This window comes from Flavobacterium sp. ALJ2 (genome assembly GCF_015594725.1).
Classification (GTDB): domain Bacteria; phylum Bacteroidota; class Bacteroidia; order Flavobacteriales; family Flavobacteriaceae; genus Flavobacterium.
Genome location: NZ_JADNRC010000012.1, coordinates 88059 through 104289 on the forward strand (window position 1 = coordinate 88059; position 16231 = coordinate 104289).

The window sequence follows — 16231 nt, forward strand, 5'->3', positions numbered from 1 at the left end:
TTTAAGGTGTTTTAGGAGCTAAATAGGCTTCTAAATTTTTATTAATTTGTACTATACTATAATTGTCACTTGATATTATTACTGCTGGATAGGCTGCCAAATTATACTTTTTGTTTTCTTTTAATACTTTTGCAACATCATTTGCATAACTCTCTGATTTTATACCATGAATAGTAACAAATCCAGAGTCCAAATCATATTTATCAAAAGAATAAGTTAGTTTTTGGAAGTTCTCATCAACTAAGAATTTTTTAATAATATCTTCAATTGTTTTTCTTGCTTTTTCATCCTGAATACCTATTTTGTAAAGGATTTTCCAATTTCTGTTATCAACAGTTGTAAATACACGTTTCTCCAAAAATGGAATTTGATTGGCTAAAACATCCTGTGCTTTTTTACCTTCTTCACTATTAGGATAATTCTCTGCTACATTTTCTATTGCTTTTTTATACGCAACTAATCCTTTGGCTTTTGCTAATGTATTGGCTTTTAATAACTCAAATTTAGAAACTATTTCATCTCCTGAATATTGATTTATGAGATTATCAATATTATTTAAGACTTCGGCATATTTTTCTTCTTGGAATAATTTATACCATTTTTGATATTCTTTTTCTGGTGCCTTTATTCCTCCTCCCTCATCTAAACCATTATTATTTATAATTTGTGCATATCTTGAATTTGGGTAACGTGAAGTTATATCCAGTTTCATCGATACTGCTTTAGCAGGATTTATAATCTCGTATATTTTATATAAATTATACATTGATGGCAAAATTAATTTTTCTTCAGGATTATTCTTCAATAATTGTTCTAACTTATTGCTAGCCAATTCATATTCTTTGAATTTCTCTTTGTAAATAAGTCCTAACTGGTAGTAAGAAAAATTTCGTTCCTGAACAATACTATCTATTGCCTGTTTGTCTTTTGGAAGTTGTTTTAAATAAAAATCTGCGGTATATTTTTCAACTATTACTTCTTCTTTTATTGAATCATTTACAACAACTGCTGTTGATTTATCATCATCAGAATTTGCATTCGATTTATTAGACGGTAATCTCCAGTGGCTATTTACATCTCTGTTCCCCCAGAGTTTTTTGAATTGTAATTTACCATAAGCTACTGTTGATGGATTATAAAAATAAAAAACACTCGCAACCTCATTTCCTGTTGGCGGACTTGGAATACCACTTTTCTCAGAATTCCCTGGTAGAGCACCTTTTGCTGTTATAGTTTCTATACCTCCTCCATTAGTATTTCGCTCTATATTGGCAATTTTCTCTTTTTGTTTTTCTTCAAGAATTCGTTTTGCTTCATCGGCAGTTTTTAACTTGGCTATATAATCTCCAAAATATTTTAATCTGTCTGAATCTGAAAGTCCAACTACATTTATAATACTATCATTACGCTTAGCAATACCTTCATATTTTATTACATCATCCAAATTTTTTCTGGTTTTCTGGATATAAACATATTCTCTAGTTTTAGAATCTAATTTAACCAAAGTGCTATCGTAATACTTTGCTGCTAATGTATAACTTGCTTTTTTAAAGTACATATTCCCTATGTTACGATAGGTGGATGCTACTAAATAGGAATCTTTAGATTTTCTTTTTAAAGAAGAATTATAAAATTTTAATGCTGATTTTTCATCTTTATTTTTATCAAAAAAGACTCCCATTTCATAAAATATTACATCTAAGAATGGTCTATTTTCTCTATCATCAACTAATTTATTGTATGTTTTAATAAAAAGTTCACTATCACCATTTTGATAATCAAATAACTGAGCCTTTTTTGCATAAGCATTAATTACATACTTTCGTTCTGCTCTTCTGTTCATATCGATTACTGATTGATAAAAATAAAGTGCACTATCTCTCTTATTTGTTTCCTGATATAATTGTCCTAAAATAAAACGGTATCTAGATCTTTCTGGATTTCTTTTGGTAAACTCTTCTGCAATTTTAAGTTTTGTAATTGCACTATCTTTTTGTTCCAAATTAATAAAAGCTTCTGCTAATAAGGCATTTGCATTTGCATAAACTTGCTTTTTTAATGCAACTCCTTTTATTAATTTATAGATGTTTTTTATAACCAGCTCATCATTACCTAAACGCATATTGGTTTTCTCTCGCCAAATTCTTGCCGTATTGATATTGCTACTTGTTGGATATTTATATAAAATGTAATTAAATGCTTCTAGAGCAGGTAAAAATCTCTGATCATAATAACGAGCCTGACCAAGCATTAAATACGCTTCGTCTATCTGACTGTTTTTTTCTCGTCCACCAATATTCATCGAATGTTTCTGAATGGCCTTGGTCGCTTTTGTCTCTGCAAGTTGAAAATCAGGATTTTTAGTTTTAACTTCATCTGAATTACCTTCATCAATTTGCATCCTTTCAACAGGCAGTAATTTCCAAAAGTTATCGGTATAATTAGCTTCTATCGCTTTCATCCCTTTATCAAAACCCACTTGCCCGTTATACAAAATATTATACTTTGTACTTAAAGCATGGGAATTTCTTGCCAAAAACGTATCTCTTTTTGTAGAACAAGCTATCAAAAAAGAGATAAATATAAACAGAAAAATGTATTTAAATCTATTGTTTTTCAATGGGAAACACTTTTAACATTTAACATCTAAAAAAGTTTTTTAGTATAATGACTGGTAAAAATACGCTTCTTTTTGAAATATTTATATTTAAACGGCAAAAAACGCTTCTAATTCTTGAAGTGTTTCTTTAGATGTCTGGATGTCTTTTACAATTTCTCCTTTATTTAAAGCAACTATTCTATCACAAACTTCGACTGTATGTTGCAAATCATGGCTCGAAACCAAAACTGTAACATTCGGATTATCTGCTAGTTCTTTAATTATTTTTTTTAATCTACTCACTGTTGTCGGGTCTAAGTTAGCAAATGGTTCGTCTAAAACAATTACTTCGGGGCCACCAATAAGCGTGGCTATAATTCCTATTTTTTTTTGATTCCCTTTGGATAAATCACGCAGGTATTTTTTGTTTTTTAAAATTTCACCATTAAAAAACTCTTCGTGTTTTGATAACAATGCATCAACATCCGCTTTATTTTGTTTGCGTAAATCTCCTACAAAGTAAAAATACTCTTCTGGAGTTAAATACCCAATCAGAAAACTTTCGTCTAAAAAAGAACCTGTAAAAGTTTTCCAACCTTCATCATTATTTACTTGTACGTTATTATTAATTATATTTCCTGTAGATGGCTGGATTAAATCCAATAATAAACTAAAAAAAGTAGTCTTCCCTGCTCCATTATTTCCAACCAATCCAAAACTTTGCCCTTTTGGAATTTCTAAATTTTCTATTTTTAAAACCGTTGTCCCGTTATATATTTTTGAAAGTTGATTTACTTGTATCATGGTAATTATAGATTTTAGTCCCGAAGCTTCGGAATTGATTTTTAGATTACGTCAATTAAAATTAATTCTCTAATTGACACATTTTTAAATTGATAAATTATCCCTTTTGTTTATATGCACTTATGGTTTTATATTTTTCGATTTTATATCTTTTTTCGATTAATGAAAAAACCTTATCTCTAAATACAAAACCTATAATTCCTGCTAAAGCAACCAATGCTAATCCAATATTAGGATTTCCAAGAGAAAAACCAATCCAGTACAATCCCACTGGTAGCAATAATTTAGGTAGTGTAAGCAACATTGCACTTACATTGAACGCTTTTTTATCTCCAAAAGCACCACTAGTAGATGTTAAGTCAATTGGAGTTTTAGTAAATGCTCCTCCTAAAAGAACTAAATGTGAATTAACGCCAATATTATAAATTGCTCCAACGACAATTATAAGATATACTTGCCATCCAAAATAAAGATAAAATGAAGCTAATATTGTTGAAACAATTGTTGCGATAACTATTAACCACCATTTTGATGTAATATATCCTTTGTACGGAATATTTTGAGTCATCATAAGTTGGTAATACGAACTATCCCAGCTTGGTACAAATTGTCCGAAAGTAAACAGAAAACCACCTGAAACAAAGATACCTGCAAAAATGTGCATAACGGGGCTATTATATGATTTGACCCCACCAGAAAAAAATAGTAAACCATAAAACAAGAAAAGAATACTCATCATAATAGTCATCTTGGATCTTTTATTTCTCTTTATAAGTTTAATATCATTTTTAAGAAATGTTCCTAATGTCCCGAATTGATTAAGCCACGTTAAATTTTCAGTTTTAGCAATATCGTGCTTATTCGAAAGTCCTGCATCAAGATATAAATTGCTTTTAAAATAATTAAAAGTTACATAATACAACCCTATCAAAACCAAAACCGGAATAAGAAAAAGTCCTTTTATTACATATAATCCATCAAAAAAGAAAACGGTATAATTGGTAATATCAAAAATATTATAATATTGTAATCCTCCAAAAATAGCTATTACAACGAGAAAAATGACAAACAATTTATCAATATTACTTAACAAAATATTCAGGTAATTATTGATATAAATTAATGCTATTATAGCCAAATGCCAAAAAATTACACCTAAGATATCATATCCTTCTAGCAATAATACTATCGTAAAAGGGAGAAAAAAGAAAGCATGAACAATATTAAAAAACGATAAGGCTGTTTTTCCAAGTGAAAAATGAACTATGGTTTTCTTTTGGATTCTCAATGTTAATAAAGGTCTTATATTAAGCACTGGAATGGCTTGCATTAAAAGTCTAATGGCCAAATCGAATAAAAAATAATAAACTAAGAACTTATTTATAGTTAATAAAGGATCCAGATTCATCTTTTTAAGAATATAAAAAGCCCCAGCTCCTGCTGCTATAAAAATAAGTGAAAAATAAACTGCCAGAAACCCTATTATAATTTTCAATGCTACATTAGCACCAAAAGATGCCGACCTTGAAAAGGCTTTCCATTCGAGATAAATAAACTTTTTAATCATTTTTTTATGGTTTAGTCTGTCAGTTAGTCTGTAAATGTAAGAAAACGTTACAAACAAAATAAAATATTACTATTTAATACCAATCATTTAATAGCTGTTTGCTATTTTTGCAAAAAAACAATATCATGCCTTCATTCCTAAAACTAATAATAAAAGAAGTAAAACGTGAAACTGCTGCTGCAGTCTCAATACTTTTTAATGTTCCTGAAGAACTAAAATCAAACTATGCTTTTGTTGCAGGACAATATATCAATTTACGATTAACATTAGATAACAAAGAACTTCGTCGTGCTTATTCTATTTGTTCTTCTCCAGAGAGTGGCGAGTTACGTATTGCAGTAAAAGCTGTGAAAAATGGTGTTTTTTCTCAATTTGCAACTTCAAGACTAAAAGCTGGAGATGTCCTTGAAGTAGGTAAACCAGAAGGCAAATTTACATTTGAACCGGAACCTGAAAAACAAAAAAATTATGCTGCATTTGTTGCTGGAAGTGGAATAACTCCTGTACTTTCTATCTTAAAATCAGTTTTAAAAAGTGAGCCAAAAAGTTCATTTGTACTAGTTTACGGAAACAAAACTATTGAAGACACTATTTTCCATCAAGAATTACACGATTTACAATTGCAATATGTAGGCCGTTTCTTTGTACACTATGTTTATAGTCAGGCTAAAGCAGAAAATGCATTGTTTGGGAGAATTGATAAATCGGCAGTAAATTATGTATTGAATAACAAACATAAAGAATTAGAATTTGATAAATTCTATTTATGTGGTCCTGAAGAAATGATCAATACTGTTTCAGGGATTCTGAAAGAAAAAAATGTGAAAGAATCTGCTATAAAATTTGAGCTTTTCACTTCTTCAACTCAAGAAAATAAAATTGATACTTCATTAGAAGGACATTCAAAAATCACTGTTCTTGTTGATGATGAAGAAGTTTCTTTTGAAATGTCTCAAAAACAAACCATTCTTGATGCTGCTTTAAAGCAAGGAATTGATGCTCCTTATTCTTGCCAAGGCGGAATTTGCAGCAGCTGTCTTGCTCGTGTAACTTCGGGAACTGCCGAAATGAAAAAGAACTCGATTTTAACGGATAAAGAAATCGCAGACGGATTAATTCTTACCTGTCAAGCACATCCAACATCGGAGTCTATTTATGTAGATTATGATGATGTTTAATCTTAAGCCTCAATTTTTCGTAACAGTCATAGTTTTCAGATATTTATTGAATGTAAAATATAAATTCATAAAAAAGAGTTTGCAATTGCAAACTCTTTTTTTGTTTTATAAGTTTAGTTTTCTATGCACAATAAGACTCACTGAATACTGAATTATTATAACTGCGACTGAATACTAGATACTACTTTATCAGGCAAAATTGTTCGCATTACATCTTCATAACCAGGAACTATTTTGTTTCCATACACCGATGTTGGTAATAAAGGAAATTTAGTCCTATTTGATACCAATGCTTCTTCTAGTTTTTGATTAAATGGTAAGAATCCTGCATACGGATGTGTTGCTCCCCAAAGTGTGATTACTTTTACACCCAGCATTGCAGCAATATGAGCATTTCCTGAATCCATAGAAAGCATTACATCGAGATTACTAATCAGTTTTAATTCTTGCTGAAACTTAATTTTTCCAGCTACATTTATTACATTTTTAAATGGCTTAGAAAGTGATTCTAAAATTTCAATTTCTTTTTTCCCTCCACCAAAAAGTAAGATTGTATACTCTTTATTTTCAGCCAATTTTGCAATTACTTCCTGCATTAAATCCATAGGATAAACCTTAGATTCGTATTGAGCAAAAGGGGCGATGCCTACTAGTTTTTGATAGTTTTCTCCAATCAAATTTGTAATTTCTGCACTTAAAACTGTCTTTTTAGGAAATTCAGGATTAGATAAATCCAACGAAAAACCTAGTTGTTCAAACACTTTTGTGTGTCGTTCAAACATCGTTGGTAATTGCTCAAAGATTTTGTTTTCTGTACGCATTAATGCCTTTTTAGCCTCTCTTGCTTTATCAACAAAAGCGGTTTTCTTTCCGTTTAAAGCGAAAAAAGTCCTGACAACTTTAGAACGTAAAACGTTATGCAAATCAGCAAAAGCATCAATATGCAATTCTTTTAAATCTTTATATAAACGCACCAATCCAATAAAACCTTTATGACGCTCTTTATCATCAAAAACGAAAAAAGTTAAGTTAGGTATTCCATCAAAAAATGGTTTAAAAAATGGGCGTGAAATTACGGTTAATTGAACCTCCGGGTGCTGTTTTACAAATGCGCGTAAAACAGGAACCGTCATGGCGACATCTCCCATTGCGGAAAGTCTCATGACGGCTATGTGCTTAATTTTATTGGAAAATTCTGCCAATTATTTTTTATTTTGGTATAAAACAGGATTCAAATCATCATCATTGTACATTTTCATTTGTTTGTACACTTTCATGAATTTATCTCCATTTTCAATGTCTGCTAACAAATCATCAATTGCTGTAGACAAATCACTTCTTTGTTCTAAAAGTACATTTAGTTTTTCCTGACATTTATCTCTATGTTCTTGTGAAGCTTCTGCACGAGTAGCTTCTTCATTCATATGATAAATTTTTAAAGCTAAGATTGATAATCTATCAAATGCCCATGCAGGACTCTCTGAATTGATTTTTGCGCCGTCTTTTACTTTTACATTGCTAAATTTTTGTAAAAAATAACTATCGATATATTCTACCATATCAGTACGCTCTTGGTTAGAAGCATCAATTCTTCTTTTTAGAGCAAGTGCAGCTACTGGATCGATATTTGGATCACGAATAATATCTTCAAAATGCCATTGTACAGTATCTATCCAGTTTTTTAAATATAATAAATGTTCAAATTTATCTTTAGGATATGGATTGCTTATTGGCTGATCAACATTATCAAATTTATGATAATCTTTGATGCTTTGTTCGAATACAGAATATGCTAATTTTGAAAACATGTCTTTAATTTTTATAGATACAAAGATACTTTTTATACTTTTATAAAAAAATATCAAATCATAAATCTATTTATCACAAATCAGATTTAAAATTATAATTAAAATTACCATCATGCAGATTCACTATTTATCCGAAAATAACAGCGTCTTAAACCACTTTTTAGGTCAGATACGAAATATAAAAGTTCAAAACGATAGCATGCGTTTTCGAAGAAATATTGAGCGAATTGGTGAAATTATGGCTTATGAGATAAGTAAAGACCTATCTTATAAAAACGTAGAAATTGAAACGCCTCTTGGTATTAAAAACACTACCGAAATAGATGAAAAACTGATCCTATGTTCTATTTTACGTGCTGGATTACCGTTACATATTGGTTTCTTAAATTATTTTGATGAAGCCGAAAATGGTTTTGTTTCGGCAAGCAGACATCATCCTAATAATGATGATGAATTTGTTATTTTAGTCGAATATCAAGCCTTATCTAGTATCAATAATAAAACCGTTTTATTAATTGACCCAATGCTCGCAACTGGACAATCTATTGTTGCTGTTTATCAGAAATTAATACAAAATGGTGCTCCAAAAGAAATGCATCTTGCTGTTGTAATTGCTGCTCCAGAAGGTGTTGCTTATCTAGAAAAACATCTTCCAGATTCTTGTCATTTATGGATTGCTGCCTTGGATAGTAACTTAAATGAGAAAAATTATATCGTCCCAGGATTAGGTGATGCTGGCGACCTAGCTTATGGAAATAAACTATAATTGAGAAAAAAAAGTAAAAAGACTACACAAAATCAAGACTACAAAAACAATTTCATTGTTTAGTTTATTTTGCGAAAACTCAATATAACTTGATCCCATAATAGCCAATGGTGCAAGTGTAAACAATAGTAAATCATTGCTTTTATTAGGTGATATTAAAAATATAATAACTCCTATAAAGAAATAAGCTACAATTTTCTTATAAGAAGAGTGTAGTAATAATGGTCTATTTGATAATGTTAACAACAACGAAACTACTAGGAATAAAGCTACTGCAACATATATTGATAAAGCCCCATTTTGATAATTATTGGTAAAATAATTGATCCTAAAATCAAGCAATGCATGATTTTTAAAAAATGTAATTACATCAATATTAAACAATAAAGATACTAATAGGAACAACGTAGCTATAGTAAAAAGAGCTATAAATGGTAAAATCCAGTTTCTATAATCACCCGCAACGTGAAAAATTATTGATATAAATACTAATATAAGGAATAAAATACACCAAAATTGGAACAAAGAAGCCAATAGAATCCATAATGATGCATCAAATATTTTTTCTTTTGAAGCTTTTAGGGATTGCAATGATAACAAACGACGAAGCGCTAATAGTACAAAAAAATTGGCAAGTAAAATAGTAGGATTATTAAACGCTGATGGAAAAAATAACGTTAACAATAAATAAAAAAATATCGTGTAACCGTTGTCTTTACTAAGCCCGTTTTTCTTGACCACAAAATTTGTTATCAACATCGATCCTAATACAACTATCAATAAACTTATTTTTTCAGAAATTGAAATAAGTGATTTTGTCCAAGAAATATCTTGAAATTGATAGATGAAAAAGAAAACCAGCATTAAAATTACAACCAAAGAATAATTTAATGGTGTAGATTTTTTAAAAACACTTGTTATCATAAGGATATTTTATACTTTTGTGACTGTAAATATAATACTTGTTTAAAAAGGAAACCAACAACTTGAAATAAAGATTCTGATTATCGGGATTTATAACTTCAATATGTTACAAAACAATAAATAACAAAATAATTTTATAAATTATGACAGCTTTTTTTGAAGGAATACAGTACTTATTCGTAAACATTTTATTTGCTCCCCTTGATTTTTTACGTTCATTAGAACTTGTATCATGGTTTGGTGCTAATACAATTAATTGGATTTTTATGATTATCTGTGCAGTTGCGATGGTATATTGGATTAAACAATTACGCATTTTTGATGCAGCCGGAACAGAAAATCAAGATACTACGGCTCACTCTTTTTTAAAGTAAGTCGAAGCCAATATCTTTTCTAAAATACATCTTATCAAAATTTAGCTTGTCTATGTTTTGATAAGATTTTTTTATGGCCTCTTGAAAGTTGTCTCCATACGAAGTCACTGCCAAAACTCTTCCACCATTACTTATAACATTGTTGTTATCCAACTTTGTTCCAGCATGGAAAACAATAGAATCTGAAATATTTTCTAATCCAGAAATTACTTTTCCTTTTTCAAAATCCTCTGGATAACCTCCCGAAACAACCATAATTGTTGTAGCACTTCTTGGATCTACCTCTAAAGAAATTGTATCTAGTTTTTCATTGGCTACAGCCAAAAACAATTCTACCAAATCAGTTTTTAATCTTGGAACTACAACTTCAGTTTCTGGATCACCCATTCTTACATTGTATTCTATAACGATTGGTTCATTATTAACATTTATTAATCCGATAAATACAAAACCTTTATATTCGATTCCGTCTTTTTGGAAACCTTCGATTGTTGGTTTAACAATGCGTGTTTCGATTTTTTCCATTAAAACAGCATCAACATAAGGAACTGGAGAAACTGCTCCCATTCCGCCTGTATTTAATCCTGTATCACCTTCTCCAATACGTTTGTAATCTTTTGCTGTAGGCAGTATTTTATAACTTTTACCATCTGTTAATACAAAACAGCTTAGTTCGATACCATCTAAGAACTCTTCGATAACCACTTTTGAACTCGCTGCACCAAATTTTTCATGAACTAACATGTTTCTTAATTCAGTTTTAGCTTCTTCTAAATCTTGAATAATCAAAACTCCTTTACCTGCTGCCAAACCATCTGCTTTTAAAACATAAGGAGGTTGCAATGTTTCTAGAAACTCACATCCTTTTTCTACAGTTTCTGCAGTAAAACTATCATAAGCTGCTGTTGGAATATTGTGCTTCATCAAAAACTCTTTGGCAAACTCTTTACTTCCTTCAAGTTGTGCGCCTAATTTTGATGGTCCGATAACCGGAATATGTTTTAAACTTTCGTCATTTTTAAAATAATCGTAAATCCCTTTTACCAATGGATCTTCGGGTCCAACGACAACCATACCTATGTTTTCCTCAAGTACTAAGGTTTTTATTGCTTCAAAATCGGTTGGACTAATGTTTACATTGTGAGCAATACCAGCTGTTCCAGCATTTCCTGGTGCCACAAAAAGTTTATCGCATAGCGGACTTTGAATCATTTTCCATGCAAACGCATGCTCTCTTCCTCCTGAACCCAATAGTAAAATTGTCATTGTATAGTTGTATTTAGTTGTGGTGCAAAAATAATTGCTTTTAACCTTAAAACAGAATTATTTTCTAAAAAGTTGTTGGTTCTTCATTTTTAGTTGTTAGTAAGTATTATTTTTGATAAAACTTATACTCCAAATGCTTCGACTTTTTGATCTTTCCCTTCTGATAAATGGATTTCCAATAAAGAAAGCTAAAGCTGAATTGGATGCCATTATTAGTTTTTCTGAAGAAGAACATACTCTATTTATTCAGCATAAAAAAGAAAAAATCGTTGCTTTCCATTTGCTAAATAATCCTTTTTATGCTGCATTGGTTGGTTCTGTAAATACCAAAAATTGGAGTGATTTACCTGTTTTAAATAAACAAAATTTACAAAAACCACTTTCTGAAAGACTTTCTAAAGGATATACCATCAAAAATATTTACCTCAACAAAACCTCTGGATCAAGCGGAACTCCATTTGTTTTTGCAAAGGATAAATATTGTCATGCTTTAACTTGGGCTTCAAACTGTATGCGGTTTGGTTGGCACGGAATCGATTTTAATACTTCATATCAAGCCCGTTTTTATGGCATTCCAATGGATTTTATTGGAAATAAAAAAGAACGTTTTAAAGATTTTTTAAGTAACCGCTATCGGTTTCCGATTTTTAATTTATCCGATATTGTTTTAGAACGGTTTTTGCAAAAATTCAGAACCAAAAAATTCGATTACCTCAACGGCTATACCAGTTCGATTGTTTTGTTTGCTAAGTTTTTAGAAAATAAAAATATCGTCTTAAAAGATAGCTGTCCAACATTAAAAGCTTGTTTTGTTACTTCTGAAATGCTTTTTGAATCGGATAAAAAACTTTTAGAAAGACAATTTGGTATCCCAATTATTAATGAATATGGAGCATCTGAACTTGATTTAATTGCATTTGAAAACCCTGAAGGAGAATGGCAAATAAATGCAGAAACTCTTTTTGTCGAAATTCTGGATGAAAATAATCAACCTGTTCCTAATGGAACTGAAGGTAGAATTGTAATCACTTCTTTATTCAACAAAGCACATCCATTTATTCGTTATGATATAGGTGATATCGGAATTTTGGATGAAAAAAGCACTTTACAAAAACCAATTCTTAAAAAACTAATTGGCAGAACCAATGATGTTGCTGTTTTACCAAACGGTAAAAAATCACCTGGATTAACCTTTTATTATGTGACCAAAAGTATTATTGAAGACGATGGAAACGTTAAAGAATTTATCATTAAACAAACTAAAGTAGACACTTTTGAAATAGAATATATTAGTGATAATGAACTCAATAAAAACCAAATTGATAAAATTAAAACTGCAATTGTTCTTTATTTGGAGCCAAATTTAAACTTCGCTTTTACAAGAAAAACAGTTTTAGAAAGAACCAATAGAGGCAAACTAAAACAGTTTAAATCTTATTTATAATATAAATAAAAACTTATCGCAAATCAATCTTTACTTTCTGAAGAAACTATTTTAAATAAAATATGCTTTATCCGGAACGAAAAAGTAATACTTGATCGTGATTTAGCAATGCTCTATGGAATAGAAACGAAACGATTAAAAGAACAAGTAAAAAGAAATAGGAATCGTTTTCCTGAAGACTTTATGTTTGAATTTACCAAAATAGAATTTGAAAATTGGATATAAAAAATAATAAATTCTTTAAGGTCACAATTTGCCACCTTAAAGAATTATAAAAAATATGTCTTCATATATCTTGGTTTAATAACCAATTGAGTGAACAGAAATCGGGTCATTAGAATACAGGAAATCACAAAATTAAACCCATGAAATCGCCTGTAAACACCAAAATTATGTTTAATTAATTTAAACTTTGAAGATGAAATCGAATCTTTTCTTATCCTATAATAAGCCAAAGATTCTGGAACTGGTTCTGCTTCTTTAATTTGCTTTAAAATTGTAAGCCACAAGCGCCAATCTTGCCTTTTTTGAGTAGCTTCGATTGTAATTTTTCCGAAAAAATCAACATCGTAAATTGCAGTTAAGTTCCCTACATAATTGCAAAAAAACAATTGTTGATAAGTTAAGTTTAATGGAGCTTCTATCTTTTTGTTTAGAACATTCCCTTCTTCATCAATCCATTCATAAAAACTAAACGTAAACGGTATATTCTTATCTTTTAAGAACTTTATTTGTTTTTCTAATTTTTGGGGAAACCATAAATCATCAGCATCTAGAAATGCTATATACCTTCCATTTGCTTTATTCAAAGCTATATTTCTAGCAAAACCATTCCCTGAGTTCTTTTCTAATTCTATGATCTTGATTCGATTATCAGCTTGAGCAAATTCTTTTATTATTGCTACTGTATTATCTATCGAGGCATCGTCAACCAAAATAATTTCCCAGTTAGGATAACTCTGGTTTTGTACAGATTGCACCGTTTGATGAATAAATTTTTCGCAATTATATGTCGGAATTATAATAGAAACTAAATCCATTAATATGCTTTATCATCGCCTTTTAGCGTATTACGAATCGTATCAAAAATTATTTTCATATCCAATAAAATAGACCAGTTTTCCATATAAAAAATATCATATTTAACTCGGTTAATAATATCTTTATCCGATTCTACTTCGCCACGAAATCCGCTCGTTTGGGCTAATCCTGTAATGCCTGGCTTTACAAAATGCCTTACCATGAATTTATTGATTTTTAGCGCATAAGTCTCTGTTACGCTCAACATATGGGGTCTTGGCCCTACTACAGACATATTACCCATTAAAACATTAAAAAATTGTGGCAATTCATCAATACTCGTCTTACGAATAAATGCACCTGTTTTTGTTATTCTCTCATCGTTTTTAGAAGCCAGATTTATATGTGCTCCATCATTTAATTTCATCGATCGAAACTTATAGCAATAAAACTCTTTATTATTCAATCCATTCCTTTTTTGCTTGAAAAAAATGGGCCCTTTTGTTTCTGATTTTATTAAAATTCCTATAATTGGTATTAACCACGAAAGTATTCCAAGTATAATTATAGTAGAAAAAACTATATCAAAAACACGCTTAACTGCTTTATTAAAATTATCATCTAACCGAATATTCCTTAACTTAAGAACAGGTATATAATCATAGTATTCGAACATAAAATTTCTAAAAAATATTTGTTTATCGTCAGGAATAAATTTTAATGTCTTCAAATTATTATCTGCAAAATAAATAAGATCCCTCATTTGTTGTTGCGATAAATCAATCATTGAACAATACATTTCATCTATTCTATTTAATAAAACAAAATCTTTCATTTGATTAATTTGGCATTTTTTATCACTCCCAATATCAAATATATGCATCAGCTTATATCCATAATCTAAATTATCCGTAAAAAAATTTTGTAATGGTGCAACGCTCTTGCTATTCCCCATTAATACTACTCGTCTGGAGTTACCTCCATATAGTACCCTGAATTTTTTTAGGAAAAAATAAATAGAAAACTTAATGGTTAATATCGCCAAAAAAGAGGTGCTAATAAATACAACTATCGAAAGTAAACTTACTCTTTTCGAATAAAAAAAAGCCAATGCAAAAACTACTAAACTAAACAAAACATATTGCTTTAGTGCACAATTTAAAATTGCAATTACTTTAGTATATCGATATACCTCGTAAAAACCTAAATGTACAGCAATAGAAACCCAAGCAAAGCTTAAAGCTAAAGGAAATACGATTTGGTGAACAGAAAAATCAATTATATAAACCGCAAATAAGTTGATAATAATTAAATCTATCAAATATGAGAAAGGTCGAATATAACCTGAATATCTTCCTGTTTTTGTTCGCATCTACCTTATATAATTTGAAAAATCTTTATGTTCTTCTTTAGATAGTTCTTCTTTAGAAAGGGACTTAAAATAATCATATGTAATTTTCATACCCTCTGCACGATTAACTTTTGCTTCCCAACCAAGCAATTCTTTTGCCTTTGTAGTGTCTGGCTGTCGCTGTAATGGATCATTAATTGGTAATGGGTGGTAAACTACTTTTTGATTTGTTCCTGTAAGTTTTATAATTTCTTCAGCAAAATCTTTAATGGTGATTTCATCTGGATTTCCAATATTAACCGGATAAACATAATCAGAATGTAATAATCGGAAAATACCTTCCACCTGGTCATCTACGTAACAAAATGAACGGGTTTGCATACCATCTCCAAAAATAGTTAAATCTTCTCCTCGAAGTGCCTGACCGATAAAAGCTGGAATTACACGACCATCATTAAGTCGCATTCTTGGTCCATAGGTATTAAAAATTCGTACTATTCTAGTTTCTACACCGTGAAAAGTATGATACGCCATTGTTATAGACTCTTGAAAACGTTTTGCCTCATCATACACGCCACGTGGTCCAATAGTATTTACATTACCATAATATTCCTCTGTTTGCGGATGCACTAAAGGATCTCCATAAACTTCAGACGTTGAAGCTATCAAGATTCTTGCTTGTTTTACTCTAGCTAAACCTAATAAATTATGTGTTCCCAATGAACCAACTTTTAAAGTTTGAATTGGAATTTTTAAATAATCTATCGGACTTGCTGGCGAAGCAAAATGTAGTATATAATCTAAATCGCCAGGAACATGTACAAATTTTGTGATATCATGATGATAAAACTCAAAATTCTCAAGTTTAAATAAATGCTCGATGTTTTTTAAATCACCCGTAATTAGATTATCCATTCCGATAACATAATAACCTTCTTTTATAAAACGGTCGCAAAGATGTGAACCTAAAAACCCTGCTGCTCCTGTAATAAGTATTCTTTTCATTGAATTTTTATATGTAGTAAATGTAATTGAATTTATGAATTACATTCTTTAAAATATTGTGATCTAATCTTTGCGATAACATCAACCGCAAATCTATTTTTGTTTTATCAAGGGCACAAAGTACC

The 16231-nt window shown here is 30.1% G+C and carries 15 protein-coding genes; 5 read left to right on the forward strand and 10 right to left on the reverse strand.

The features are described from left to right. Position 1: 1 nt before the first annotated feature. From IUY40_RS14485 to IUY40_RS14495, 3 genes are all read right to left on the reverse strand, one after another. Positions 2-2536, reverse strand: a complete 2535-nt coding sequence (locus tag IUY40_RS14485) for a gliding motility protein (RefSeq protein ID WP_317190931.1) — start codon at positions 2534-2536, stop codon at positions 2-4. A 171-nt stretch (positions 2537-2707) separates the two neighbouring features. Beyond that, a complete protein-coding gene (locus IUY40_RS14490) occupies positions 2708-3403 on the reverse strand; it encodes an ABC transporter ATP-binding protein (protein ID WP_195737582.1) in 696 nt (231 codons plus the stop codon). A gap of 97 nt (positions 3404-3500) precedes the next feature. After that, on the reverse strand, positions 3501-4970 hold the full coding sequence (locus IUY40_RS14495) for a DUF5687 family protein (protein ID WP_195737583.1): 1470 nt from the start codon (positions 4968-4970) through the stop codon (positions 3501-3503). A gap of 125 nt (positions 4971-5095) precedes the next feature. Here IUY40_RS14495 and IUY40_RS14500 point away from each other — a divergent pair, with 125 nt between their 5' ends. Next, entirely contained in the window at positions 5096-6148 is a 1053-nt protein-coding gene (locus IUY40_RS14500; RefSeq protein WP_195737584.1) for a ferredoxin--NADP reductase, read from the forward strand. A gap of 155 nt (positions 6149-6303) precedes the next feature. Here the strand turns inward: IUY40_RS14500 and IUY40_RS14505 are convergent, their stop codons facing one another. Then, positions 6304-7311: a glycosyltransferase family 9 protein gene (locus tag IUY40_RS14505; protein ID WP_195737585.1), complete on the reverse strand. Its 1008-nt coding sequence runs from the start codon at positions 7309-7311 to the stop codon at positions 6304-6306. Positions 7312-7350: 39 nt separating this feature from the next. Beyond that, complete coding sequence (locus IUY40_RS14510) at positions 7351-7956, reverse strand: DUF4254 domain-containing protein (RefSeq protein WP_195737586.1); 606 nt, start codon at positions 7954-7956, stop codon at positions 7351-7353. A gap of 112 nt (positions 7957-8068) precedes the next feature. Between IUY40_RS14510 and upp the strand changes: the two genes are divergently transcribed. Continuing rightward, entirely contained in the window at positions 8069-8722 is a 654-nt protein-coding gene (gene upp, locus IUY40_RS14515) for a uracil phosphoribosyltransferase (RefSeq protein WP_195737587.1), read from the forward strand. Here the strand turns inward: upp and IUY40_RS14520 are convergent. Then, positions 8717-9646 carry a DUF6427 family protein gene (locus IUY40_RS14520; protein WP_195737588.1) on the reverse strand — a complete coding sequence of 310 codons (930 nt, stop codon included), beginning with the start codon at positions 9644-9646 and terminating at the stop codon, positions 8717-8719. The two genes, upp and IUY40_RS14520, sit on opposite strands and share 6 nt — an antisense overlap. Before the next feature lie 143 nt (positions 9647-9789). Here IUY40_RS14520 and IUY40_RS14525 point away from each other — a divergent pair, with 143 nt between their 5' ends. Next, positions 9790-10020 carry a uracil phosphoribosyltransferase gene (locus tag IUY40_RS14525; protein WP_195737589.1) on the forward strand — a complete coding sequence of 77 codons (231 nt, stop codon included), beginning with the start codon at positions 9790-9792 and terminating at the stop codon, positions 10018-10020. On the opposite strand, the gene purD is transcribed toward IUY40_RS14525, so the two are convergent. Continuing rightward, the gene (purD, locus tag IUY40_RS14530; protein ID WP_195737590.1) at positions 10012-11286 is read right to left on the reverse strand and encodes a phosphoribosylamine--glycine ligase; all 1275 of its coding nucleotides are present in this window, start codon (positions 11284-11286) and stop codon (positions 10012-10014) included. The two genes, IUY40_RS14525 and purD, sit on opposite strands and share 9 nt — an antisense overlap. 133 nt (positions 11287-11419) lie before the next feature. Between purD and IUY40_RS14535 the strand changes: the two genes are divergently transcribed. Further along, positions 11420-12730 carry a phenylacetate--CoA ligase family protein gene (locus IUY40_RS14535; protein ID WP_195737591.1) on the forward strand — a complete coding sequence of 437 codons (1311 nt, stop codon included), beginning with the start codon at positions 11420-11422 and terminating at the stop codon, positions 12728-12730. A gap of 60 nt (positions 12731-12790) precedes the next feature. Next, positions 12791-12955, forward strand: a complete 165-nt coding sequence (locus tag IUY40_RS19505; protein ID WP_317190932.1) for an ORF6N domain-containing protein — start codon at positions 12791-12793, stop codon at positions 12953-12955. Between the two features lie 44 nt (positions 12956-12999). Here IUY40_RS19505 and IUY40_RS14545 read toward each other — a convergent pair whose 3' ends face one another. The 3 genes from IUY40_RS14545 to IUY40_RS14555 are packed head-to-tail and all read right to left on the reverse strand — an operon-like array spanning position 13000 to position 16106. After that, a complete protein-coding gene (locus IUY40_RS14545) occupies positions 13000-13770 on the reverse strand; it encodes a glycosyltransferase family 2 protein (RefSeq protein WP_195737592.1) in 771 nt (256 codons plus the stop codon). Beyond that, positions 13770-15122, reverse strand: coding sequence for an exopolysaccharide biosynthesis polyprenyl glycosylphosphotransferase (locus IUY40_RS14550; protein ID WP_195737593.1), 1353 nt, complete (start codon positions 15120-15122; stop codon positions 13770-13772). The genes IUY40_RS14545 and IUY40_RS14550 overlap by 1 nt, the downstream gene beginning before the upstream one ends. Next, positions 15123-16106 carry a UDP-glucuronic acid decarboxylase family protein gene (locus tag IUY40_RS14555; protein WP_195737594.1) on the reverse strand — a complete coding sequence of 328 codons (984 nt, stop codon included), beginning with the start codon at positions 16104-16106 and terminating at the stop codon, positions 15123-15125. Positions 16107-16231 lie beyond the last annotated feature (125 nt).

Excerpts from the sequence above, each read along its gene's own strand:
- IUY40_RS14490 (WP_195737582.1), bottom strand. The coding sequence starts at position 3,403 with ATGATACAAGTAAATCAACTTTCAAAAATATATAACGGGACAACGGTT.
- IUY40_RS14495 (WP_195737583.1), bottom strand. The coding sequence starts at position 4,970 with ATGATTAAAAAGTTTATTTATCTCGAATGGAAAGCCTTTTCAAGGTCG.
- IUY40_RS14500 (WP_195737584.1), top strand. The coding sequence starts at position 5,096 with ATGCCTTCATTCCTAAAACTAATAATAAAAGAAGTAAAACGTGAAACT.
- IUY40_RS14505 (WP_195737585.1), bottom strand. The coding sequence starts at position 7,311 with ATGAGACTTTCCGCAATGGGAGATGTCGCCATGACGGTTCCTGTTTTA.
- IUY40_RS14510 (WP_195737586.1), bottom strand. The coding sequence starts at position 7,956 with ATGTTTTCAAAATTAGCATATTCTGTATTCGAACAAAGCATCAAAGAT.
- upp (WP_195737587.1), top strand. The coding sequence starts at position 8,069 with ATGCAGATTCACTATTTATCCGAAAATAACAGCGTCTTAAACCACTTT.
- IUY40_RS14520 (WP_195737588.1), bottom strand. The coding sequence starts at position 9,646 with ATGATAACAAGTGTTTTTAAAAAATCTACACCATTAAATTATTCTTTG.
- IUY40_RS14525 (WP_195737589.1), top strand. The coding sequence starts at position 9,790 with ATGACAGCTTTTTTTGAAGGAATACAGTACTTATTCGTAAACATTTTA.
- purD (WP_195737590.1), bottom strand. The coding sequence starts at position 11,286 with ATGACAATTTTACTATTGGGTTCAGGAGGAAGAGAGCATGCGTTTGCA.
- IUY40_RS14535 (WP_195737591.1), top strand. The coding sequence starts at position 11,420 with ATGCTTCGACTTTTTGATCTTTCCCTTCTGATAAATGGATTTCCAATA.
- IUY40_RS14545 (WP_195737592.1), bottom strand. The coding sequence starts at position 13,770 with ATGGATTTAGTTTCTATTATAATTCCGACATATAATTGCGAAAAATTT.
- IUY40_RS14550 (WP_195737593.1), bottom strand. The coding sequence starts at position 15,122 with ATGCGAACAAAAACAGGAAGATATTCAGGTTATATTCGACCTTTCTCA.
- IUY40_RS14555 (WP_195737594.1), bottom strand. The coding sequence starts at position 16,106 with ATGAAAAGAATACTTATTACAGGAGCAGCAGGGTTTTTAGGTTCACAT.